This window comes from bacterium (assembly GCA_019637795.1).
Lineage (GTDB): Bacteria > Desulfobacterota > Binatia > HRBIN30 > CADEER01 > JAHBUY01.
The window spans coordinates 524201-547356 of the sequence record JAHBUY010000002.1; the positions used below are offsets into that span (position 1 = coordinate 524201).

Genomic DNA, 23156 nt, shown 5'->3' on the forward strand with positions numbered 1-23156 from the left:
CTTTCAACAACCGCCTTCCTTTTCACCCCCTTTCCATGCTAGTCTCACGCGAATAACAAACGGCGGATAAAACGCGTGACGACAGAGCAGGAAATCCCCAGCGAAATCACCAAGTCAGGGTCTGATTACGGGGCCGAGAAGATCACCGTCCTCGAAGGGCTGGAAGCGGTCCGGAAGCGCCCCGGGATGTACATCGGCGATACCGCCGAGCGGGGTCTGCACCACCTGGTGTTCGAGGTCGTGGACAACTCGATCGACGAGGCCATGGCCGGCTTCTGCACCGACATCCTGGTGGTGCTGCACATCGACGGCTCGGTGACGGTCGAGGACAACGGGCGGGGCATTCCGGTCGAGATCCACCCGAAGGAAGGCGTCTCGGCGGCTGAGGTGGTGCTGACCAAGCTCCACGCCGGCGGCAAGTTCGATTCCGGCGCCTATACGGTCTCCGGCGGTCTGCACGGCGTCGGCGTCTCGGTGGTGAACGCGTTGTCGGCGACGCTGGCGGTGGAGATCAAGCGCGGCGGCAGGGTCTATGCGCAGCGCTACCACCGCGGCAAGCCGGAAGCGCCGCTCGCGATCATCGGCACCAGCGACCAGACCGGCACCAAGGTGTCGTTCAAACCCGATGCCGAGATCTTCGAGAAGATGGATTTCAGCTTCGATATCCTGTCGCAGCGCCTGCGCGAGCTCGCGTTCCTCAACCGCGGCGTGCGCATCGTCATCGAGGAACAGGCGACCCAGAAGCAGCACGAATTCCTCTATCGCGGTGGCATCGAGGAGTTCGTTCGCCACCTGAATCGCGCCAAGACGCCGATCCACCCGACGGTGATCGCCCTCACCGGCAGCAAGGAAGGCGTCGAGATCGAAGCCGCTCTGCAGTGGAACGAGGGCTACGCCGAGTCGATCTTCTCGTTCGCCAACAACATCAACACCATCGAGGGCGGCACCCACCTGACGGGCTTCAAGGGGGCGCTCACGCGCACGCTCAACGCCTATGCGACCTCCGCCAATCTGCTGAAGAACGGCGAGACGTTGCAGGGCGAAGACACCCGCGAGGGGCTGACGGCGGTGGTGAGCGTCAAGCTGCCGCATCCGCAGTTCGAGGGGCAGACGAAGACGAAGCTCGGCAACAGCGACGTCCGCGGCTACGTCGAGGCGCTGGTCAACGAGAAGCTCGGCGAGTACCTCGAGGAGCATCCCAACGAGGCGAAGCTCATCGTGCTCAAGAGCCTCGATGCCGCGCGCGTGCGCGAGGCGACGCGCAAGGCGAAGGAGTTGGCGCGGCGCAAGGGCGCGCTCGATTCGGCGGCGTTGCCCGGCAAGCTCGCCGACTGCCAGGAACGCGACCCGGCGCTCTCCGAGCTCTACATCGTCGAGGGCGATTCGGCCGGCGGCTCGGCGAAGCAGGGACGCGATCGCCGCAACCAGGCGATCCTGCCGCTGCGCGGCAAGATCCTCAACGTCGAGAAGGCGCGCTTCGACCGCATGCTGTCCTCGCAGGAGATCCGGACGCTGATCACCGCGCTCGGCACCGACGTGCTCAAGGAACGCGCCGCGGAGCGCGAGGAGAACGAGCCGAGCAAGGTCCGCTACCACACGATCATCATCATGACCGACGCGGACGTGGACGGGTCGCACATCCGCACCCTGCTGCTGACGCTCTTCTACCGCCATTTCCCCGATCTCATCGAGCGCGGGTACGTCTACATCGCGCAGCCGCCGCTGTTCCGGGTGAAGAAGGGCAAGACCGAGCGCTACCTCAAGGACGAGCACGCGCTCGAGGAGTTCCTGCTCGACCTCGGCACCAAGGACATCGCCCTGCGCGCCAGCGACGGCACGACGCTGAGCGGCGACGGCCTGCGCGGGGTGGTGAAGCAGCACCTCCGGTTCACGCACGTGCTCGACATCGTCGCCCGCCAACGCAAGAGCCGCGAGGTGGTCGCCGGGCTCGCCTTCGAGCCCGGGCTGACGGTCGCGGCGCTCGCCGACCGCGCCCTGGTGACGCCGCTGGTCGACCGGGCGCGACAGCGCATGCTGGCCGAGCATCCCGAGCTCGAGCCGCTCGCGGTGCAGACCCCCGATGATTCCGAGCATGGCGGCGTCCGCCTGGTGATCCGCGCGCGGCAGAACGGCAGCGCCCAGGAGACGGTGATTGATGCCGCCTTCGTGCAGACGCCGGAGTTCGTCGAGCTGCAGCGCCTCGCCGGCCAGTTGCGCGCGGCCGGCACGGCGCCCTTCGCCATCGTCGCCGGCGAGAAGGAAACCGCCGCGCCGACCCTGGCGGCGGCGGTCAGCGAGGTGCTCGCGCTGGCGCGCAAGGGCCTCGATATCCAGCGCTACAAGGGTCTCGGCGAGATGAACCCGGAGCAGCTCTGGGAGACGACGATGAACCCGGACACCCGGACCCTGCTCCAGGTGCGGGTCGAGGACGGCGTCGAAGCCGATCTCATGTTCTCGACGCTCATGGGCGACGAGGTCGAACCGAGGCGCAAGTTCATCGAGGACCACGCGCTGACGGTGAAGAACCTCGACATCTGATCTGCAGGGCGCCGGTCCGTCGGCGCCCGTGGAGTCGAACGACGACGCCTGGGTTCAACGGCGCCGACACGACGGCGCCGACCCCGGGGGTCGGGCATGAACCGTAGGACGCAAGGAACAGCATGGCAGAACCCAAGGGAGATCGAATTCCCGTCGCGATCGAAGACGAGATGCGGCAGTCCTTCATGGACTACGCCATGTCCGTCATCATCGCGCGCGCCCTACCGGACGCGCGCGACGGACTGAAGCCGGTGCATCGCCGGGCGTTGTACGCGATGTACGACCTCAGCAACGACTGGAACCGGCCGTACAAGAAGTCGGCGCGCATCGTCGGCGACGTGATCGGCAAGTACCACCCGCACGGCGACGCCGCGGTCTACGACACCATCGTCCGCATGGTGCAGGACTTCTCCCTGCGCTACCCGCTGATCGACGGCCAGGGCAACTTCGGTTCGGTCGACGGCGATCCCGCCGCGGCCATGCGCTACACCGAGATCCGCATGGCGCGCATCGCCAGCGAGCTGCTGGCGGACCTCGACAAGGAGACGGTCGACTTCGCGCCCAACTACGACGAGTCGACCCAGGAGCCGGTGGTCCTGCCGGCGCGCATTCCCAACCTCCTCATCAACGGCTCCTCGGGCATCGCCGTCGGCATGGCCACCAATATCCCGCCGCACAATCTCGGCGAGGTGGTCGACGGCCTCATCGCCCTGATCGAGCAACCGACGCTGACCTCGGCGCAGCTCATGCAGTACATCCCGGGGCCGGACTTCCCCACCGCCGGCTTCATCCATGGCCGCGGCCCGATCCACGAGGCCTACACCACCGGTCGCGGCGTGCTCACCGTGCGCGCCAGGGTCGAGATCGAGGACGGCGGCGACAAGGGGCGCACCCGGCTGATCGTCCGCGAGCTGCCCTACCAGGTGAACAAGGCGCGCCTGATCGAGCGCATGGCCGAGTTGGTGACCGACAAGCGCATCGACGGCATCTCCGACCTGCGCGACGAGTCCGATCGCGACGGCATGCGCGTCGTCATCGAGCTCAAGCGCGACGCCGTGCCCGAGGTGGTGCAGAACCAGCTCTTCAAGCTCAGCCAGCTCCAGGAGTCCTTCGGCATCAACATGCTGGCTATCGTCGGCGGCCGGCCGAAGCTGCTCACCCTGCGCGACGCGCTGCTGGTGTTCATCGAGCACCGCAAGGAGGTCGTCACCCGGCGCACGGTCTTCGAGTTGCGCAAGGCGCAGGAGCGCCTGCACATCCTCGAGGGCCTGAAGATCGCGATCGAGAACCTCGACGCGGTCATCGCCCTGATCCGCGCCGCCAGCGATCCGGCCACCGCCCGCGATGGGCTGATGACCCAGTTCGGGCTCAGCGAGCTGCAGGCCCAGGCGATCCTCGACATGCGCCTGCAACGCCTCACCAACATGGAGCGGGACAAGATTCTCGAGGAGCACGCCGAGACCCTGAAGCTGATCGCCCGCTACCAGGAGATCCTGGGCGACGAGCGCGAGGTGGCGAAGATCGTCGTCGCCGAGCTGCGCGAGGTCCGCGCCCAGTACGGCGACGCCCGCCGCACGGTCATCGTCGAGGAGTCCGCCGATCTCAGCATCGAGGATCTGATCGCCGACGAGGACGTGGTCGTCACGGTGTCCCACGAGGGCTACATCAAACGGAACCCGGTCGCCGAATACCGCGCCCAGCGGCGCGGCGGCCGCGGCAAGATCGGCGCGACGACCAAGGACGAGGACTTCATCGAGCATCTCTTCATCGCCTCGACCCACGCCTACATCCTGGTCTTCACCAACCTCGGCAAGCTGTACTGGATGAAGGTGCACGAGCTGCCGCAGGCCGGCCGCGCCGCGCGGGGCAAGGCGATCGTCAACCTGCTCAGCCTGCGCGAGCACGAGAAGGTGTCCGCCTTCCTGACGGTGCGCGAATTCGCGCCCGGCCGCAACGTCCTCTTCGCCACCAAGGACGGCACGGTGAAGAAGACGGCGCTCGACGACTACGCCAATCCGCGCCCCTCCGGCATCATCGCCATCAAACTCAACGACGGCGACGAGCTGATCGGCGTGCGCATCACCGACGGCGACCAGGAGGTCATTCTCTCCACCGCCAACGGACAGGCGATCCGCTTCCGCGAGTCGGACGTGCGCACCATGGGCCGCAACGCCGCCGGCGTGCGCGGCATCACCCTCGAGGAGGGCGACGCCCTGGTCGCGGTCGACGTGGTGACCCCCGACACGACCCTGCTCGCGGTTGCCGAGAAGGGCTACGGCAAGCGCACCCAGATCGACGAGTACCGGCTGACCAACCGCGGCGGCAAAGGCGTCATCACCATGAACGTGACCGACAAGGTCGGCCGCGTCGTCGGCGTGCGTCTGGTGCGCGAGGGCGACGACGTCATGCTCATCACCGATGCCGGCAAGGTGATCCGCATGCCGGTGCGCGACATCTCGGTGATCGGCCGCAATACCCAGGGGGTTCGCCTCATCGGCCTCGAAGAGGGCGAGAAGGTGGTCGGCGTCGCGCCGCTCGCCGAGATGGACGGCGAGGCCGAATCGCCGCCCGACGCGCCGGCCGCCTGACGGCGGCGGATCAGAACGCCGGCGTGACGGTCGTGACGGGCACCCCGCCCTCGACAGACGGGGCGTCCGTCGGCGTGGGAATCGGCGTGGCCGGCAGGCGCCAGAGGAGTTGGGTGTTGTCGACCCAGCCGACCAGGCCGGCTTCCGTGGTCACGTTGGCGAAGCCGCGGGTGAGGCTGAGCCGGGTGACCGGTTGGTGCAGGGTCAGGCGCGCCACGACGTCGGACGTGGCCGAGGGAAGCGTGTACATGACGACCCCGTCGGTCGCCGCGTAGTAGAGGTCGGCGCGCTCCACCTCCGGCGCCGGCATCGGCGCCGGCTCCTCCCCGAACCAGGAGTCCCAGGTCTCGGTGACCGTCGCACAGCCGGCGACCTGCAGCCCGATCGCGACCAGCATCAGCAGCCCTGCACGAACCATAGCTGGGCGCCCTAGCAGCTCCGGCGCGTCGATCGTACCCCCCGCGGCGACCTTCCTCGCGCCGGCCCACGAGCGCGCGGACGTGTCGTCCCGCCGCCGGTAGTGACGCGAAACGGAACCGCCGCGAAACGGAACCGGTCGGTGACGCATGACGGCGTCAGATGCCGTGTCGTGTCACTTCGCAGCGGGTCCGCCATCGATGATGCCGTGCGCGACACGGTGGCATCGGCTGTGCATCGTGTCCTCCCCGTGGGGGGACCAAGTCTGCGGTCGGGCACGCGCCCGAGCCCGTCGTTGCGCAACGCGAGCGGCCGCAGGCCGCAAGCGCAACCGCGCGCGCCGGGCCGAAACGCGCCGCGCCGCGTTCGTCGGCCGCGCCGCCGGGCGCAACGGCGATCCAGACAGCACGGCGTGCCGGACAACCTGGTCCGCGGCGCTGTGCTCGGCGCGATCATCGCTGCCGCGGTCTGGCTGCTGTTCGGGTCGCCGCCGATGTGACGGCGGCGGCGCGCGTCGGGTCGCCCGGGGCGGCCGGGTCAGGATTCGTTGATGCGATTGATCAGGCGCCGCAGGAGGCCGTAGCTGCGGCGGTCGAAGTGGAAGGCGATGCGCGGCAGGTGCAGGGTGGCGGGATCGTCGCGCTCGACGCCGAAGGGCGGGCAGGCCTCGATGTTGCCGCGGACGATGATCGGCGAGAACTCGTAGCTGAGCTCGACCAGCCGTTCGGCGGGCAGCGGCGTCGTGGTGCGGATCACCAGCAGGTCCTCGACGTAGCGGCTGGAGTGGTAGACGCGGTAGAAGCGGGTGATTTCCTCGACCGCGCGACCGACGTCGTCGGTGACCAGGTAGAGGTGCAGGTCCTCGGGCGAGATCAGGTTCCGGCGCAGGAGCTGGTCCTCGACGTAGCGCTGCCAGGTCTTCCAATAGGTGCCGCGCGGCTGGTCGAGCAGCACCAGCGGCATCATCTGGCACTTGCCGGTCTGCAGCAGGGTCAGGGTTTCGAACCCCTCGTCCTGCGTCCCAAAGCCCCCGGGGAAGAGCACCACCGCATGCGCCTCGAGGACGAAGAACAGCTTGCGGGTAAAGAAATAGCTGAAGGACCGCAGCTTCGGATCGTCGCGGATGATCGGATTGGCGCCCTGCTCGAAGGGCAGTTGGATGTTCACTCCGAAACTCCGTTCGCGGCCGGCGCCGCGCTGGCAGGCCTCCATGATGCCGCCACCGGCGCCGGTGATCACCATGAAGCCGTGCTCGGCGATGGCGCGGGCGAAGTGCTCGGCGGTGACGAAGAAGGGATCGCTCTCCTGGGTGCGCGCCGAGCCGAAGGTCGAGACCTTCCGTTCCCCGCGGTAGGGCGCGAACATCTCGAACGCGCGCCGCATCTCCTCCAGGGAACGGGCGACGATCTTGAGGTCGCCCAGGCTGGCGCCGCTCGCCTCGAAGGCCTGCCCGGTGCGGACGATTTCGGCGACCAGACGGGCGGCGCGCGCGCGTCCGCGCCTGGTTTCACGTGGTTCGGAGCTCGGCATCGTATCCTCCGGGCGGGCGCATGGTCAGGCGAGCAGCCGCGCGACGTCGTCCCATGTGGTCGCCGGCGGCGAGCAGGTACGGTCGCGGCAGACGTACACCGTCGGCTGGCCGCCGACCGCGCTCTTGCCCGCGAGCAGCGCCGGCCGCGGCGTCGGGTCCGCCGGGTCGAGCACCAGCAACGTCCGATTCGGCAGGTAGAGTCGGCGCAGACGCGCCAGCAGCTCGACGGTCTCCGCCGCCCGCGGCGGGGCGACGACCACGATCTCGAAAGGTCCCTGGGCATGGAAGTCGACCGCCGCCAGCAGATTCGCGAAGCCGAACGGTTGCGATCGCATGGGCGAGGCGAACAGCCGCAGGCAGGCCTCGGCGCGCGCGCGGAAGTCGTCGCGGTCGAGCAGGTGCGCGAGCCGCAGCAGGGTCAGCACCGCGACCGAGTTGCCGGACGGGATCGAGCCGTCGAATGCCGGCTTGCTGCGCACGATGAGCGTCTCGTGATCGTCGCTGGTGAAGAAGAAACCGCCCGCCGCATCGTCCCAGAAGTGGCGCAGAACGGTGTCCATCAGGCCGGCCGCCTGGTCGAGGTACGGCCGTTCCTGCACGGCCTCGAAGACGTCGAGCAGCGCCGCGGCGAAGAAGACGTAGTCGTCGAGGTAGCCGTTGAGCTTGGCCACGCCATCCTTCCAGGTGCTGAGCAGCCGCTCGCCGCGGCGCAGCTCGCGATTGACGAACGCTACCGCATCGACCGCCGCCTGGCGGTAGCGCGGGTCGTCGAAAAGCTCGGCGGCGCGCGCCAGGGCGCTGATCATGAGCCCGTTCCAGGAGGTCAGGATCTTGCTGTCGAGTCCCGGCCTGACACGCCGATCGCGAGCGGCGAAGAGGGTGGCGCGGGCCTGCGCCAGGGTGCGGCGCACCTCGTCCACGTCGCGCCCGTGCAGCCGGGCGAGCTGTTCGACGCCGATGGCGACGTGCAGGATGTTGCGGCGCTCGAAGTTGCCGGACGCCGTCACGTCCCAGTAGCGACAGGCGAGGGCCCCGACCTCGTCGCCGAGGAGGTCGAGCACCTCGCGCTCGTCCCACAGGAAGAAGCGGCCCTCCTCGCCCTCGCTGTCGGCGTCCTGCGTCGACCAGAAACCGCCGGCCGGATCGCGCATCTCGCGCAACACGTAGTCGAGGGTCTCGCGCGCGATGCGGGCGAAGAAGGGATCCGCCGTGTGCTGGTGCGCCGCCAGGTACAGCGGAACGAGCTGGGCGTTGTCGTAGAGCATCTTCTCGAAGTGCGGCACCAGCCAGCGTTGGTCGACGGAGTAGCGGTGGAAGCCGCCGCCGAGCTGGTCGTAGATGCCGCCCTCCGCCATGCGGCGCAGGGTGTGCAGCGTCATGTCGACGGTGGCGCCGTCACCGGCGCGGGCGCCGGCGCGCAGGAAGAGGTCGAACACGGCAGTGTTGGGAAACTTCGGCGCCGTGCCGATGCCGCCGTGATCGCTGTCGTAGGCGCGCGCCAGTTGCGCCACCGCGTCGCTCACCGTCTCCGCGCCGGGTAGCGACTCGGCCGGTCGATGCCGCTCGAGCTCTTCCAGGCGGGCATGGACGTCGCGCACCGAGCGCGTCACGTCGTCCGGTCGCTCGCGCCACGCCTCGGCGATCGCCGTCAGCAGGCGGGGGAAGCCGGGCAGCCCGTGCCGGTCCTCGGGCGGGAAATAGGTGCCGCCGTAGAACGGCTCGCCCGCCGGCGTGAGAAACACGGTCATCGGCCAGCCGCCCCGTCCGGTGAGGAGCTGCACCGCGTTCATGTAGATGTGATCGACGTCCGGGCGTTCCTCGCGATCGACCTTGATGTTGACGAAGTGCTCGTTCATCAGCGCCGCGATCGCCGGGTTCTCGAACGACTCGCGTTCCATCACGTGGCACCAGTGACACGCCGAGTAGCCGATGCTCAGCAGCACCGGCCGATGCTCGCGCCTGGCGCGCTCGAAGGCCTCCGGACCCCAGGGATACCAGTCCACCGGGTTGTGCGCGTGCTGGCGAAGATAGGGGCTCGATTCGGCGGCCAGGCGATTGGTGTGGGCGTTCATTCGATCAGCATCCGCACCCGGCTCCGCTGGTCAACCGCGCGGCCGGATGAAGCTGGTGCCGGACGGAGCGGAGTGCGGTAGAGAGCGGCATGAGCGACATCGGTCTCTACGAAGCGCTGGCGAGCACGCGCGCGGTGCGCCGGCTGCGTCCCGATCCGGTCCCCGAACCGGTGCTGCGGCGCGTGCTCGAGGCCGCGACCTGGGCGCCGTCCGGCGGCAACCGGCAGCCGTGGCGCGTCATCGCGGTGCGCGATGCGGCGATCAAACAGGCGCTGGGCGCGCTCTACCCCGGTCCGTGGGCGCCATACGCGGCTCGCCAGCGGGCGCAGATCGCGCGTCTGCCCGAGGCGAGCCGCGCCAAGGGGGAGCGCGCGCTGGCCGCCGGCGACCACCTCGCCGCGCACCTGCACGAAGCGCCGGTGATCGCGGTGTTCTGCTTCCAACCCGAGCTCCTGACGATCACCGATTCGGCGCTGCCGCGGCCGTCGGTGGTCGGCGGCGCGAGCATCTACCCGGCGGTGCAGAACCTGCTGCTCGCCTGCCGCGCCGAGGGCCTCGGCTGCGTGCTCACCACGCTGCTCTGCGTGGTCGAGGCGCAGGTGCGACCGCTGCTGCGGATTCCCGAGCCGTGGGCGACGGCCGCCTTCGTGCCGATCGGCTGGCCGGTGGGCCGCGGCCACGGCCGGGTGAGCCGCAAGCCGGTCGCCGAGATGGTGTTCAACGACCACTGGGGAACGCCCTTCGAGCCATGAGAGCCGTGCTCCGGCGCGGCTCTCAGCGTCCGCGACCGGGCGGGAGCGCGGCCCGCCACGTCATTTGCCACCGCCGCAGTCGGGTGGATAGGAATCGGGCATGGCTCGGCATGGCTTCCTGCGCGTCGCGGCGCTGATCTCGGCGCTGGCGCTGTTGTCGGGGGCGCATCCGTCATCGGCGCTCGACCGCTGTCCCGGCGATTGCGACGGCGATGACGTGGTGAGCGTGGACGAGTTGGTGGCCGGTGTCCGGCGCGCGTTGGTAGGGGACGACGGACGCGCCTGCGAGGCGGCGGATGCGGACGGCGACGGGATGGTGACCGTCGCCGAGTTGGTGCGCGCCGTCGCCGCCGCGCTCGACGGCTGTCCGCTGGCGCCTCTGCCGTTCACGGCGGCCATCGCGGACGGGGCGCTTCTGCTCACGCCCGACCGCGCGCTCCGCGGTGCCAGCGTCTACGCGGTGGTGCTGACCACCGCGGTGCGCGATTCCGGCGGCGCCCCCCTGCGCGCCGCGCCGGATTTCGCCCTGGCGCGCGGCGTTCCCGAGCTGCCGGGGGCGGGGCCCACCGCGCTCTTCGACGCCGACCCGACCGCCGACGGGAACCCGTATCCCGACGGGCGGCTCGTCTCCGGCAGCGGGGTGATCATTCCCGATCGCATCGCCCGGCGTGGTCTCGCGGACGTGCCCGAGCTCGCGCCGGCGCGCGCCGCGCTGCGCCAGGCGGCCGACGCGATCGGCGCCGCCGGGGACTTCAGCACCACGGCGCCGATTCGCATCGCGCTGTCGTCGAGCGTCGACCTCGCCACGGTCGACCCGACGTCGGTGCTGCTGGTCCGCCGCAGCGATGGCGTGCTGGCGCTGGAACCGCTGCTGGCGCAGCTCGAGCGACAGGGGCTGCCGCGAGCGCAGGTGGCGCTGGCGATCTCGTTCCCGACCGAGCGCATCGAGGACGACCTGCTGGCGGCGCGAGGGCGGCTCGATGAGCGCGGCGGCATCGAACGGGTCAGCTTCGTCGATCCCGATCCCGACGACGACCTGGCGATCGGCATCTTCGCCGGCACCGCCGGTCCGTACCGCGATTTCCTCGCCGCCAATCCCGCCGTCGCGGCGGTGGCGCGCGGCGTCTACCCGGCGCCGGACTTCCGTGGCCCGGACGGCCTCTTCGATCCGGCCGCCCTCGCCGGCACGGCGGCGCCGCGCATCGCCATGCTGGACTTCCTGCTCACCGTGCCGCGGGGCGACGGCCCACACCCGCTGGTCGTGGTCCAGCACGGCTTCGCCGGCGACCAGAGCTTCGTGCTCAGCGTCGCCGGCCTGCTGGCGCAGCACGGCCTGGCGGCGATCGGCATCGACGCGGTGTCGCACGGACGGCGCGGCAGCCCGCTCGACCTGCTGCGCGCCACCGCGCTGCAGACGCGCGACCTCTTCCGCCAGACGGTGGTCGACCAACTGGCGCTGGTGCGCGCGCTGCGCAACGGCGTCGACGTCACCGGCGACGGCCACTCCGACCTGGTCGCAGAGCCCATCAGCTATCTCGGCGTGTCGCTCGGCGGAATCATCGGCAGCGTCTTCATCGCCCTCGAGCCGACGGTGAACGCCGCCGTCCTGAACGTCGCCGGCGGCCGCGTCGCCTTTCTCGGCGACAACCCCGGCACGCGGCCGATCTACCAGGCGGCGCTCGCCGAGCAGGCCGCGCTGCCGGTCGGCGATCCGCGGTTCGAGGTCTTCATCCAGCGCATACTGACCCTCGGACAGCAGGCGCTGGATCCCGCCGACCCGCTGAACTTCGCGCGCCGCTGGCGCGCCGATCCGCTCCCCGGCAATGCTCCGCGGCGGGTTCTGCTCCAGGAGGGCATCGGCGACCTGCTGGTCAGCAACGAGAGCACCGAGGCGTTGGCGGCGGCGGGCGGCCTGATCGCGCAGACGCCCCAGCGCGACCAGCGGGGCGTCAGCGGCCTGTGGCGGTTCGACCCGCCTGGCGGACACGGCATCCTCTCCCGCGACGACGTGCGCCGCCAGGCGGTGGAGTTCCTCTTCAGCGGCGGCACCGAGATCGTCGCGCCCTGATCCGCGGGAGGCTCACGGCGGCCGACGAGCGGCTGGCGCCGCGATGCGACCCGCCCGACTCGTGTCCGTGACGCGAACTTGCTAGGCCGACACGGGCGCGAGGATCCCGTGGGCCTGGGAGAGATATGGATCTGCTGCACATCCTGCCGTTCGCGGCGATGCTGGTGGGCATCGCCCTCATGCCGATGCTCATCCCCCACCTCTGGGAGCACCCGCTGGCCCCGGCGATCCTGTCGGCGGCGTGCGCGATCCCGGCGATCGCCGACGCCGCGGTCTCCGGCCACCTCGCCGAGGTCGCCGAAGGGCTCGAGGAATACATCGCCTTCATCGCGCTGATCTCGGCGCTCTACGTCACCGCCGGCGGCATCCACATCTCCGGCAACCCGCGCGGCACGCCGCTGGTGAACGTGGCGTTCCTCGCCATCGGCGCCGTCGCCGCGAGCCTGATTGGCACCACCGGCGCCTCGATGCTGCTCATCCGGCCGCTGCTCGACGCCAACCGCGAGCGCAAGCACAAGACGCACATCGTCATCTTCTTCATCCTGGTGGTGTCGAACACCGGCGGCCTGCTCACCCCCCTCGGTGATCCGCCGCTCTACCTCGGCTACCTGAACGGGGTGCCCTTCTTCTTCACGCTGCGGCTGTTTCCCGCCTGGCTGATCGCACAGGGGCTCTTGCTGACGATCTTCTTCCTCTGGGACAGCCGCACGATCCAGCGCGAGTCGGCCGCCGACCTGCTGCGCGACCAGATCGAGCGCAGCGACCTCAAGATGGACGGCGCGGTCAACATCGGACTGGCGCTCGCCATCGTCGTCATCTCGGCGGCGGGCACGCCCTCGCCGTGGCGGGAGCTGCTGTTCGCGGCGGTCATCGCGACCTCGCTGTTCGTCACCCCGACCCGCGTGCGCGAGGCCAACACGTTCCACTACGGCCCGCTGCGCGAGGTCGCGCTGCTCTTCCTCGGCATCTTCATCACCATGGTGCCGGCGCTGGAGGCGCTGCGGCATCACGCGCCGCACCTGCCGGTGGGGTCGCCGACCGGGCTCTTCCTGCTCACCGGCGTGTTGTCGAGCGTCCTCGACAACGCGCCGACCTACCTGATCTTCGCCAATCTCGCGGCCGAGCGTTCCGGCGCCGGCGGCGATCTGGGCGTCCTCGCGGCGCACGCCCCGGCGCTGCTCGCCGCGGTCAGCGTCGGCGCGGTGTTCATGGGCGCCAACACCTACATCGGCAACGGGCCCAACCTGCTGGTCAAAGCCGTGGCCGAGTCGGCGGGCGAGGCGCGCGTCGCGATGCCGAATTTCCTCGCCTATGCCGGCTACGCGATCGCGATCCTCGCCCCGGTCTACGTGGCGGTGATGCTCTTCATCCTCTGACGCCGGGCGGCGCGTCAGATCGTCGCGAACGGCCCGCGCACTTCGTAGGTGATGCCCTGGGTGATGAGTCCGCCCGGGCCGCGTTGCGAGCTGAAGTAGAGGCGGGTGCCGGAGGGGTCGAACGCCGGGCCGGTGATCTCCGAGTCGATGTGACCGACGACCTGGGCGATCGGATACACCGGTCCGCCGGGCACGATCGCGACCACCTGCATGTCGCCGCCATCCTCGGCTACCAGCACCGAGCCGCCGGGCGAGATGGCGACGTTGTCGACGCCAGTGAGCACCGGGTCTTCGTAACGGTCGTCGTCGTAGAGGACGCCGATCGCCTGTCGGGCGAGGTCCAGCGCCCAGACCCGATTGTCGTACTTGGTGGTGAAGTAGGCGACGTCGTCGTGGATGGCGATGCCCTCGGACCCTGGGAAGGCCGTGCTGGTCGACACCTGTTGCGAGGTCGAGGCCGCGATGGCGCCCGGATCGGGCACCGGACGCCAGCTCACCGGCCCGCTGACCAGACTGCCGCCGTCAGGCACCTCGGCGACCTCGAGCAGTCCGTCGGCCAGATCGTAGGCGCCCGAGTGGAACACCTGATGCGGCGTGAAGCGGTAGAAGCGGCCGTCGGGAGCGTCCTCGGTCAGGTAGAGCTGGCGCCGGACCGGATCCACCGCCACCGCCTCGTGGGCGAAGACGCCGAGCGCCGGTCGCACGATGCCGGGCCGCTTGCCGAAGGGGTCGCACTCCCACACCCGCCCGAGCGGGAACTCCTCGCACGACAACCAGGTGCGCCACGGGGTCGCGCCGCCGGCGCAGTTGAGCGAGGTGCCGTGCAGGATCGGGTAGGCGTCGACCACGGTGCCGGCGGCGTCGAAGCGCAGCGCGCCGGCGCCCCCCTGGCCGAAGTTCAGCTCGCTGTTGGAGACGTACACCCAGCCGCCGCGTGGTGCGGCGAAAACGGCGCCGCCGTCCGGCGAGGCGTGCCACCGATAGCGGCCGCCCCGCACCGGCGGCTCGCCGGCGCGCGCCACGATGCGCGAGGTGAATCCGGGAAGGAGACGGAGCCCGTTGGCATCCGGCGGCTGCAGCGCCGGCGGCGTCGGGTCGGCGCCGGCGCGCGCCCGCAGCAACGGGCCGGTGAGCGCCAGGCCGGCGCCGCCGAGCGCGGCGCGTAGGACGGCGCGACGCGAGAGCAGGGTCACGGCTGGACGCTCGCCGGCGGCATGGGGTGGCGCCGACGCGTCAGCGCTTGCGGACGATGGTGAGGCCGTCCGACACCGAGATCATCACCGCCTCGACGCGCTGGTCGGCGGCGAGGTGATCGTTGAGCTGCTGCAGCGCCCGGGTGTCGTCCGACGGCGTCTCCCGGTCGAGCACCTGTCCCATCCACAGCACGTTGTCGAAGACGAGCAACCCATTGCGGCGCAGGCGCGGCAGCAAGGCTTCGTAGTAGTCGCGATACGAGACCTTGTCGGCGTCGATGAAGGCGAAGTCGAAGGTGCGGTCGGCCGGGAGCGCGCGCAGCGTCTCGAGCGCCGGCGCCAACCGCAGCTCGATGCGCTCGGCGACGCCGGCCTTCTCCCAGTAGCGCCGGGCGATGGCGGTCCATTCGTCGCTGATGTCGCAGCAGAGCAGGCGGCCATTCGGCCCGAGCGCGCGGGCGACGCACAGGGCGCTGTAGCCGGTGAAGGTGCCGATCTCGATCGCCGAGGTGGCGCCGATGGCGCCGACCAGGATCGACATCAGCGTTCCCTGCTCCGGCGCGATCTGCATCACCGCAATCGGCCCGAGCGCCTCGGTTTCCCGCGCCAGCTCGGCGAGGAGCGGATCGCCGTTGTGCCCATGGGCGACGAGGTAGTCGTACAGCGGCTCGGACATCGGAATGAACTTCATGTCCCTGCGCCTAGCACACGGCGGTTGGTGGAACGAGCCGCGCGGCGGCGGTCGGGTCAGCCGCCGCGCAGGGCGGAGAGGCTGGCGGCGAGCTGGTCGGCGCGGCGTTGGCGCAGCCAGGCGTGCAGCAACTGGCCGCGGACCGTCTCGAAGGGCGGCGGAGCGCCGGCGAGGCGCTCGTCGACCCAGACGATGTGCAGGCCGTACGAGCTGGCGATCGGCGCCGACCATTGGCGCGGCGGCAGGGCCAGCGCGGCGGCGGCGAAGGCCGGGCCGAAGATGCGGGTCAGCTCGGCCTCGGTCGCCGGACCGATCCGGGCGCCGCGCGCGAACGGATCGCCGAGCCCGCTGCCGGCGTCGGCGCCCTGGTCGCGCAGACGCAGCGCCAGCACGCCGGCGTCCTCGCCCAAGCGCGCGCCGTGGCGATCGCGGTTCAGGTAGACGTGGGCGAGGCGGACGCGCGGCGGCGGCGCGTAGTCGTCGCGGTGCTGGTCGTAGTACGCGCGCAGCTCCGCCTCGCTCGGCAAGGCCGAGGGCGGGAGCGTCTTGGCCGTCAGGTGCATGAGGTCGATGAGATGGCGGCGGATGATCGGATCGGAGTGCACCAGCCCGAGGGCGCGGGCGGCGCGCTCCGCCGCGCCGTCGTCCGCCGCGGCGGGAACGAGCGACAGATAGCGACCGAGGTTGGCCAGACGCGCGCGCACCAAGGGATCGGTGCGATCGACGGCTGCGTCGAGGGCGACATCGAACAGCAGCGCGTCGTCGGTGCCGGCGGCGCCGGCGTTCGCGTCCGCGGCAATTCGGGTCGCCGGCGCGGGCGCCGGCGAGCGATCGACGACGACGAACAGCGCGGCGCCGGCGAGCGCGAAGCGCAATCCGGGCGCCCGCACGCTCAGCTCCCGGCGGGCGCCAGGCGGCGGTCGGCGTAGCGCCAGCGGCGCGCGTACGACGCGCGATAGGTGCCGATGGTCACGTCGACCGTGACCGTGTGATCGACCCGGGCGGCGGCGTCCAGCGTCAGGCCGGACGCCTCGACGTCGATCCGCAGCGCGCCATCGGCCCCGAAGCGGTAGTTGGCCGGCGCGATGGTGGTGGTGAAGATCGCGTCGTCGTCGGTCACCGCGACGGTCGCCGGCGTCGCGGCGAGATCGATGCCCGGCGGCGGCGCCGCCAGTCGGATGGCGAGCTGCAGCGCGTCGCCGTTCCTGCTGCCGCCGCCGAAGGAGATGCCGCCGGTGACCTCGGCGATGCCTTCCTGGCGGTACCAGATCGGCGAGGTCCAGGCGCGCTCCTGGATGGTCGGCGAGAGGAACGGGTCGTTGGTTTCGTTCAGACAGCAGTTGGCGAAGTCGGCGCCGGCGGCCGCGGCCTGCGTCGCGCAGTCGGACGCGAACGGATCGACCCCGGCCTCCTTGCACACGAAGGTGCTCCAGCGGCAGGTCGGATTCTCGAGCACGCGCGCATAGTAGAGGGCGCGCTGCTCCGGGTTGAAGTCGGGATCCTCCCAGACGGCGCAGAGCTCGGCCGCGCCGGCGCCGCGCGGGGCGCAGGTGGCGGGATCGACATCGGCCCCGTTGTCGGGATTGCCGGCGACGTCGTAGACGCGTTCGCGCGGCGCGCCGTCCTCGAGCCACGCTTTGACGATCTGGATGCGCTGCAGGTCGGCGCCGGGGATGGCCTCGCTGCCGGGATCCTTCAGCGCCAGCACGGCGAAGCGCGGGCTGGCGGCGCCGCGCACGGCGCCCAGCTCGCCGCCCATCGGCGTGCCGGTCGCGTAGGCGCGGGCGATGAAGTCGGGCGCGCCACAGGCGACGCCGCTGAGATTGCCGGCGAAGAAGCGCACCACCGGGCGCGTGCCGCTGGTGGCATAGGTCTCGCGCCGGCGCAGGGCGCTGAACAGCGCGTCGCGCGAGTTCTCCTCCGCCCAGACCACGGCCAGGCCGCCGGGGTTGTTGGTGATGCCGTGGATCTGGCGTTCCGGGGTCGCGTCGTTGTTGCCGTCCTTGCCCTCGTAGCCCGGCTCCTCGGTGTTGCCCGGCGCGGCGTCGTGCGAGTCGGTGCTGGCGATGAAGCCGAAGCGGAACGGGTTCACCCCCAGTTGCTCCTCGAGCCGCAGGCCGTCGGCGACGGCGTTGCGCACCAGATTGCGGGCCGGATACGCGTCGATCGGCGGGTCGGACTGGCCGGGCACTTCCGACGCTTCCTTGATCTGCTCGAAGGTGCAGAGCTCGTCCTCGGTGCCGACGCCACGGCCGGCCAGGCGATCGAAGCGGCACTCGGAGCCGCCCTTGCTCTGGTAGATCTCGACCAGCGGCTCCCGGTCCTGGCGCCGCTGCGCTTCGGCGGTGTCGGCCGGGTCGGCGAAATGCAGTCCGTCGCTGAGGTTCGAGTTGTGCGGGATGATCACCGCCTCGCAGCCGATGTCGGCGTCGAGGCAGTGCTGCTCGATGGCGCTCCACAGGCCCTGCGGCACGCCGCCGGACGCCGTGTCGAGCTGGCTGTAGACCTGCGGCGGCACGTGGGCGTTGCGGAAGATGACGTTGCGGTGCAAGTGGCGGCCGCCGCGGCTGGGGGTGTGCTCGTAGCCGATGAAGCTGGTGAAGCGACAGGCGCTGGTGCGGTCGTACGCCTCCTCCGCGGCGGCCTGCATCTCCTGCCACACCGAGACCGCGGCGGCGTCGCAGTCGATCCCGGGCGTCGAACAGAAGGGCAGCGAGGGGGGCGGGTTGTCGACGCCCGCGGGGTAGAGCCACTGCACGATCGTCCCGAACTGGCGCTCGGGAGGCTCGTACTGGCGCAGGATCTGGCACATGCGGATGTCGTAGACCGGCGAGTCGGGGCGGGTGCAGACATCGACCTCGCCGAAGAACTCGGCGTGGTCGGTGACGGCGGCGAAGTCGAGCGGCCGGTCGAGGCGAACCGGCCGCGTCGGCTGCTCGTCGGCGTCGGAGAACATGATGGTGCCGCCGCGGGCGAAGTCGTAGGCGTCGCGCGGTTCGGTCTTGGTGCCGTAGATCGAGGCGTCGGCGGAATAGCGGGTGTGGACGTGCAGGTCGCCGAAGAACGGCTGCCGCTGGGCATCGTAGTCGTCGCAGGCGGCGCGCTCCTCGGTGCGCTGCCAGGGCGCGCCGGTGGGCGCCGCGCTCGGGGTGGGCGTGCGGGCCGCCGGGTGCGAGACGTCGTCGCCGCAGGCGGGGAGCAGCAAGGCGACGGTCAGGATGGCGAGCGCACGGTGCACTCTTCCCGCGTAGTGCACGGCGCCGGATCTGGCAAACGGTTCAGGCGTCGGGCGGGCTTCTAGCGATCGGCCGCCGTGAAGGTACGCACCGTGACGCGCTGCATCGTCGGACGCAGGGGCGGACTGGCCCGCAGCGCCCGCCCGACGGCCCGCGCCCCCGGCGTCGGCCGGCCGAAGAGAAGGATGCAGTTGTGGTACTCGGCGTGAGTCAGGGCGGTCGCGGGTCGGCGCAGCGCCCGCGCGAGCGCCCGCGCGTCGCGGCGGTCGAGCGCGTTGCACACCAGGACGCCGCCCGGGCGCAGGCGCGCCAGCGCCCGGCGCAGGGTCGCGGGCCAGCCGCGCGGCTTGCGCATGGCGGCGCCGGCGCGCTCGTAGATGTCGTCGATGACCACGTCGAAGCGGGCGGGAGCGGGCAGGGAGCGGAGGTAGGCGTCCGCCTCGGCGCAGACGATCGTCGCCCCGAGGCGGTCGAGCGCGAAGGCGCGCCGCGCCACCGCGAGGACCTCGCGATCGAGGTCGATGGCCGTGACGGCCGCCGCCGGCCGCAGGGCGCGGATCACCCGGATGACCGTGCCGCCCCCGACGCCGAGCAGCAGGACCCGCGGCGCCTGGCCAGCGACCAGCAGCACCGGCGCCGCGAGGAGGTCCCAACTGCCTTCGGTGATGGCCCGGCCGGGCCGCCACACCGAGGCGCACGAGCCGTCGACGAAGAGGAACGTGCCCTCGCGCGTGCGCTGCACCCGGACGTGCGGTTCGCTGTGGTCGCGCGGCGCCTGGGACACGACGCTTGGCGTAGCGCGCCGGCGCCCGAGACGCGAGCCGGAGGGCGGCGCGCCCGCGCCGCCGTCGCCGTGCCCTCGCACCATCAGGCAAGCGCCCGGGCAGTGGTTCGCCGCCCGCTGCGCGCCATGGTAGTTCTGCGGGCGTTGACGACCGTCACCCGCCATCGCTGGAATCCGTTCGCGGCGCCGCGTCCCGAGGGGTGGACGGTCGAGGTGGCGCCGCGGGGCGAGGGGGACGAGGAGGTCTGGGTCTTCCTCACCGCCGGCTTCATCTGCCTGTGCGTGATCTACGTGCTGATCTTCCAGCTCTACGGCGGTCCGCGGGCGCAGACCCTGAACACGGCGCTGCCGTATCAGGTGTTGTTCCGCGATCTGCCGGGCCCCGAGCAGCGGGTCTTTCGCGCCATGCAGGAAGGGACGGCCGAGGCGCTGCGGCTGCGCGGCGGCTCGGACGCCTGGCCGGCGGTCGAGGCGCTGGCGGCCGATGGCATTCCACCCTTCGCGCCCGACGTGCTCGACCGCGCGGGTCTGCGCTGGGAGCGGCGTGGCGACGGGCTGGCCACCGCCTACATGGGGATGCCGACCCGCGACCCGGCGGCGCCGGCGTTCCTCATTCTGATCGTCGAACCGCCCCCCGGCGGCGGCGAGCAGCCGGCGCCGGCGGTGGTCGACGAGGAGCATCAACTCCTGGCCGACGGCACGCTGGTGCACGCCACCTACTGGACGCGCGCCAGCGCGTCGGTGCCCGCCGGCGTTCCCGCCGACCCGGCCCTGCAGGGCTGGCAGCAGATCCGCGTCAACAGCCCGTTCCAGACCGTGGAGGCGCAATGATGGCGGTGCGATCGTTGATCGTCGCGACGGTGATGGCCTGGGCGATGGCGGCCGGCGCCGCGGCCGAGACGCCGGGGGCGCCGTTGAAAGTCGGCGTCACCCTGCACCCGTATTATTCCTGGACCAGCAACGTCACGCGCGGCACCGACGTCGAAGTGCGGCCGATCCTCCCCGGCGAGGTCGACGCCGGCGACTACCAGCCGCGCCCCGAGGACATCGCGAAGATCGCCGACCTCGACGCCATCGTCATCAACGGGGTCGGGCACGACGATTTCATCACCGACATGATCAAGGCGTCGGGGAACGAGAAACTGGTCGTCATCCGCCCCAACGACGGCGTGCCGCTGCTCAGATCGGCGCACGGCGGGATGGTGAACTCGCACACCTTCATCTCTTTCTCGAACGCCATCCAGCAGACCTACGCGATCGCCCGCGCGCTGGCGGCGCTGCGGCCGGAGCTGGCGGAGCGGTTCCAGGCCAACGCCGCCGACTACGCGAAGCGGCTGCGCGCCATCAAGAGCGCCGCGGCGGCCAAACTGGTGGACGCGAAGATCAACCGCGTCGTCACCGTGCACGACGGCTACGCTTACCTGATGCAGGAGCTCGGCATCGACATCGTCGGCGTGGTCGAGCCGGCGCATGGCCTGGTGCCGTCGGCGAAGGAGCTCGGGGACATGGTGGACCTGCTCAAGCGCGAGCAGGTGACGGTGGTCTTCAGCGAGGAGAGCTTCCCGCAGCCGCTGCTCGAGGTGCTGCGCGAGAACGGGCGTGCCCGTGTCTACGTCATCAGCCACATCGCCTCGGGGGCGTTCACGCCCGACAAGTTCGAGGTCGAGATGGAGAAGAACGTCGGCGCGATGGTGCAGGCGCTGGTGACGGATCCGCGGCGGTGAGCGTCGTGTCGACCGCCGCGGTGCTCGAAATCGAGGGCGTCAGCGTGGTGCGCGACGGGCATCCGCTGCTCGCGGACGTGCGCCTGACGGTCGACCGCGGCACCACGCACGTCCTCCTGGGCCCGAACGGCGGCGGCAAGACGACCCTGCTCGGCGCGGTCCTCGGGCAGATGCCGTTCGACGGCCGCATCCGCTTCCACTGGCGCGGCGCGGGCCGTCTCGGATACGTGCCCCAGGGCTTCCACGTCGACCGCACGCTGCCGCTCACCGTCGGCGAGTTCCTGGCGCTGCCGCGCCAGCGCTGGCCGGTATGTTTCGGGGTGGCGCGGCGGACGCGCACGCGCATGGAGGCGGTGCTGGCCCGCCTCGGCCTGCGCGACTGCTGGCAGCGGCCGCTCGGCGTGCTGTCGGGTGGCGAGCTGCGGCGGGTGCTGGTCGCCAATGCCATCGATCCCGCCCCGGAGTTCCTGCTGCTGGACGAGCCGGCGAGCGGCATGGACGAAACCGCGGTACAACAGCTCGAGGCGGCGCTGACGGCGCTACGGGCCGAGGCGGGCACCAGCGTGCTGATGGTGTCGCACGACCTCGAACAGGTGCGGCGCGTCGCCGACCGGGTGACGCTGCTCGATCGGTCGGTGCGGCGCAGCGGCAGCGCCGCGCAGGTGCTGAGCAGCGGGCTCGCCGAGGCGTTGGCCATCGGCGGCGGACATCGCGACGCGTGAGCCCCCTCTACGATCACCTCGCGGCGCTGGCGGCGCGCGGCGTCCTGCCGGACGTGTTCCAGTACGCCTTCTTCATCCGCGGCCTGATCTCGGTGCTGCTGCTGGCGCCGCTCCTCGGCGGGCTCAGTCATCTCGTGGTGGCGCGGCGCCTGGCGTTCTTCTCGGCGGCGCTGGGACAGGCGGCGCTCACCGGGTTGACCATCGGCATCGTGCTCGGCGAGCCGCTCAACGCCGCCTATGGCGGCATCTTCGGCTTCTGCTTTCTGTCGGCGCTGGCGATGGTGTACGTGCGGCGCCATTCCTCGCTGCCGCCGGACACGCTGATCGGCGTCTTCCTCGCGCTGTCGCTCGGCCTCGGCATCTGCCTGCTGGTGGCGGTCACCAAGCGCTTCAACATCCACCAGGTCGAGGCGGTGATGTTCGGCAGCCTGCTCACCGTCACTGACGCCGACCTGGCACTGCTGCTCGGGCTCGGCGCCGCCATCGCCGTCGTGCTGGCGATCGTCTACAACCAGCTCCTGCTCGACAGCCTCGACCCGGCGCTGGGGCGGGTGAGCGGGGTGGCGTCGGCGTTCGTCGATTACCTATTCGTGATGCTGCTGACGGCGGCGATCGTCGTCAGCCTGAAGGTGATTGGCGCGTTGCTGGTGGAAGCGATGGTGGTGGTGCCGGCGGCGGCGGCGCGCAACCTGGCGCGCACCACGCGCGGCTATCTGCTGCTCAGCATCGCCGTGGCGCTGCTCGCCGGGGTCAGCGGCCTGTTCATCTCCAGCCGCCTGCAAGTGCCCAGCGGCGGCGCCGTGGTGCTGGCGATGAGCGCGCTGTTCTTCGTCACCCTGGCGATCGGCGGCCTGCGCGCGCTGCGCGGGACGCGGCGCTGAGGACGGGCGGTCGCTGGTGCCACTTGGATGGGGGCGAACTGATCCGTAGAGGAGGCGAAGCGCGACAAGGGCACGGCGTTGCGGGCGCGGCCCGGGGTCGGAACGTAGGCCGCCGCAGCGGCCCCGGCGCCGCGCCGCGCGATCGCTTCGCGCCGGCGGCGACGCTGTCCGCTGGACGCTACTTGGCGATGTCGAGCCGCGCCTGCGCCCAGCGGCGGCGGGCGTCGGCGGCGGGGAAGTCGGCGTCGACCGGCGCCAGGCGCGCGAGCTCGCTTTCGGCGGCCTGCAGCTCGGCGCGGGCGGCGACGGCGTTCACCTCCGCCGGCGCTTCCGCGGCCTCGGCGAGCACGGTCATGACGTTGTTCGCCACCTCGGCGAAGCCGTCGCGGATGGCGAGCACGTGCGCGCCGGCGGCGTCCTTGTAGGTGAGGCGGCCGCTGTCCAGCGAGGTGAGGAAGTTGGCGTGGTCGGGGAGGACCCCGAGCTCGCCCAGGGTGCCGGGGGCGGTGACCTCGGTGACCGCCTGGTCGACGACGAGGCGCGTGGGTGTGACCACCCGCAACTGGAGCTCGCTCGCCATGGC

The 23156-nt window shown here is 71.1% G+C and carries 18 protein-coding genes; 9 read left to right on the forward strand and 9 right to left on the reverse strand.

Going from position 1 to position 23156, the window contains the following annotated elements; all coding sequences use genetic code 11:
- Window positions 1-105 precede the first annotated feature (105 nt).
- Window positions 106-2538: a DNA topoisomerase (ATP-hydrolyzing) subunit B gene (gene gyrB / locus KF840_07570; protein MBX3024753.1), complete on the forward strand. Its 2433-nt coding sequence runs from the start codon at window positions 106-108 to the stop codon at window positions 2536-2538.
- A gap of 122 nt (window positions 2539-2660) precedes the next feature.
- Complete coding sequence (gyrA, locus tag KF840_07575) at window positions 2661-5126, forward strand: DNA gyrase subunit A (GenBank protein MBX3024754.1); 2466 nt, start codon at window positions 2661-2663, stop codon at window positions 5124-5126.
- Between the two features lie 10 nt (window positions 5127-5136).
- On the opposite strand, the gene KF840_07580 is transcribed toward gyrA, so the two are convergent.
- From KF840_07580 to KF840_07590, 3 genes are all read right to left on the reverse strand, one after another.
- Window positions 5137-5544 (reverse strand): hypothetical protein, encoded by a 408-nt coding sequence (locus KF840_07580; GenBank protein MBX3024755.1) that lies wholly within the window; start codon window positions 5542-5544, stop codon window positions 5137-5139.
- A gap of 536 nt (window positions 5545-6080) precedes the next feature.
- On the reverse strand, window positions 6081-7073 hold the full coding sequence (locus tag KF840_07585) for an LOG family protein (GenBank protein ID MBX3024756.1): 993 nt from the start codon (window positions 7071-7073) through the stop codon (window positions 6081-6083).
- 24 nt (window positions 7074-7097) lie between these two features.
- Entirely contained in the window at window positions 7098-9146 is a 2049-nt protein-coding gene (locus tag KF840_07590; protein MBX3024757.1) for a thioredoxin domain-containing protein, read from the reverse strand.
- Window positions 9147-9235: 89 nt separating this feature from the next.
- Between KF840_07590 and KF840_07595 the strand changes: the two genes are divergently transcribed.
- The 3 genes from KF840_07595 to KF840_07605 all read left to right on the forward strand — a co-directional run bounded on the left by KF840_07595 (window position 9236) and on the right by KF840_07605 (window position 13342).
- Window positions 9236-9898 (forward strand): nitroreductase family protein, encoded by a 663-nt coding sequence (locus KF840_07595; GenBank protein MBX3024758.1) that lies wholly within the window; start codon window positions 9236-9238, stop codon window positions 9896-9898.
- A gap of 100 nt (window positions 9899-9998) precedes the next feature.
- Window positions 9999-11966: a hypothetical protein gene (locus tag KF840_07600; GenBank protein ID MBX3024759.1), complete on the forward strand. Its 1968-nt coding sequence runs from the start codon at window positions 9999-10001 to the stop codon at window positions 11964-11966.
- A 125-nt stretch (window positions 11967-12091) separates the two neighbouring features.
- Complete coding sequence (locus KF840_07605; protein ID MBX3024760.1) at window positions 12092-13342, forward strand: sodium:proton antiporter; 1251 nt, start codon at window positions 12092-12094, stop codon at window positions 13340-13342.
- A gap of 14 nt (window positions 13343-13356) precedes the next feature.
- Here the strand turns inward: KF840_07605 and KF840_07610 are convergent, their stop codons facing one another.
- From KF840_07610 to KF840_07630, 5 genes are all read right to left on the reverse strand, one after another.
- A complete protein-coding gene (locus KF840_07610) occupies window positions 13357-14535 on the reverse strand; it encodes a DUF839 domain-containing protein (protein MBX3024761.1) in 1179 nt (392 codons plus the stop codon).
- Window positions 14536-14575: 40 nt separating this feature from the next.
- Window positions 14576-15211: a class I SAM-dependent methyltransferase gene (locus KF840_07615; GenBank protein ID MBX3024762.1), complete on the reverse strand. Its 636-nt coding sequence runs from the start codon at window positions 15209-15211 to the stop codon at window positions 14576-14578.
- Window positions 15212-15282: 71 nt separating this feature from the next.
- Window positions 15283-16116, reverse strand: coding sequence for a peptidyl-prolyl cis-trans isomerase (locus KF840_07620; GenBank protein ID MBX3024763.1), 834 nt, complete (start codon window positions 16114-16116; stop codon window positions 15283-15285).
- 2 nt (window positions 16117-16118) lie between these two features.
- Complete coding sequence (locus tag KF840_07625) at window positions 16119-18428, reverse strand: DUF3604 domain-containing protein (protein ID MBX3024764.1); 2310 nt, start codon at window positions 18426-18428, stop codon at window positions 16119-16121.
- Window positions 18429-18523: 95 nt separating this feature from the next.
- Window positions 18524-19246: a methyltransferase domain-containing protein gene (locus tag KF840_07630; protein MBX3024765.1), complete on the reverse strand. Its 723-nt coding sequence runs from the start codon at window positions 19244-19246 to the stop codon at window positions 18524-18526.
- 126 nt (window positions 19247-19372) lie between these two features.
- Here KF840_07630 and KF840_07635 point away from each other — a divergent pair, with 126 nt between their 5' ends.
- From KF840_07635 to KF840_07650, 4 genes are read left to right on the forward strand one after another with little or no spacing between them, the layout of a single operon-like run.
- Complete coding sequence (locus KF840_07635) at window positions 19373-20077, forward strand: hypothetical protein (protein MBX3024766.1); 705 nt, start codon at window positions 19373-19375, stop codon at window positions 20075-20077.
- A complete protein-coding gene (locus tag KF840_07640) occupies window positions 20077-20970 on the forward strand; it encodes a zinc ABC transporter substrate-binding protein (GenBank protein ID MBX3024767.1) in 894 nt (297 codons plus the stop codon). The genes KF840_07635 and KF840_07640 overlap by 1 nt, the downstream gene beginning before the upstream one ends.
- Window positions 20967-21692 carry a metal ABC transporter ATP-binding protein gene (locus KF840_07645; GenBank protein MBX3024768.1) on the forward strand — a complete coding sequence of 242 codons (726 nt, stop codon included), beginning with the start codon at window positions 20967-20969 and terminating at the stop codon, window positions 21690-21692. The genes KF840_07640 and KF840_07645 overlap by 4 nt, the downstream gene beginning before the upstream one ends.
- Window positions 21689-22573: a metal ABC transporter permease gene (locus KF840_07650; GenBank protein MBX3024769.1), complete on the forward strand. Its 885-nt coding sequence runs from the start codon at window positions 21689-21691 to the stop codon at window positions 22571-22573. The genes KF840_07645 and KF840_07650 overlap by 4 nt, the downstream gene beginning before the upstream one ends.
- 178 nt (window positions 22574-22751) lie before the next feature.
- Here KF840_07650 and atpC read toward each other — a convergent pair whose 3' ends face one another.
- Window positions 22752-23153, reverse strand: a complete 402-nt coding sequence (atpC, locus tag KF840_07655) for an ATP synthase F1 subunit epsilon (protein MBX3024770.1) — start codon at window positions 23151-23153, stop codon at window positions 22752-22754.
- Window positions 23154-23156 lie beyond the last annotated feature (3 nt).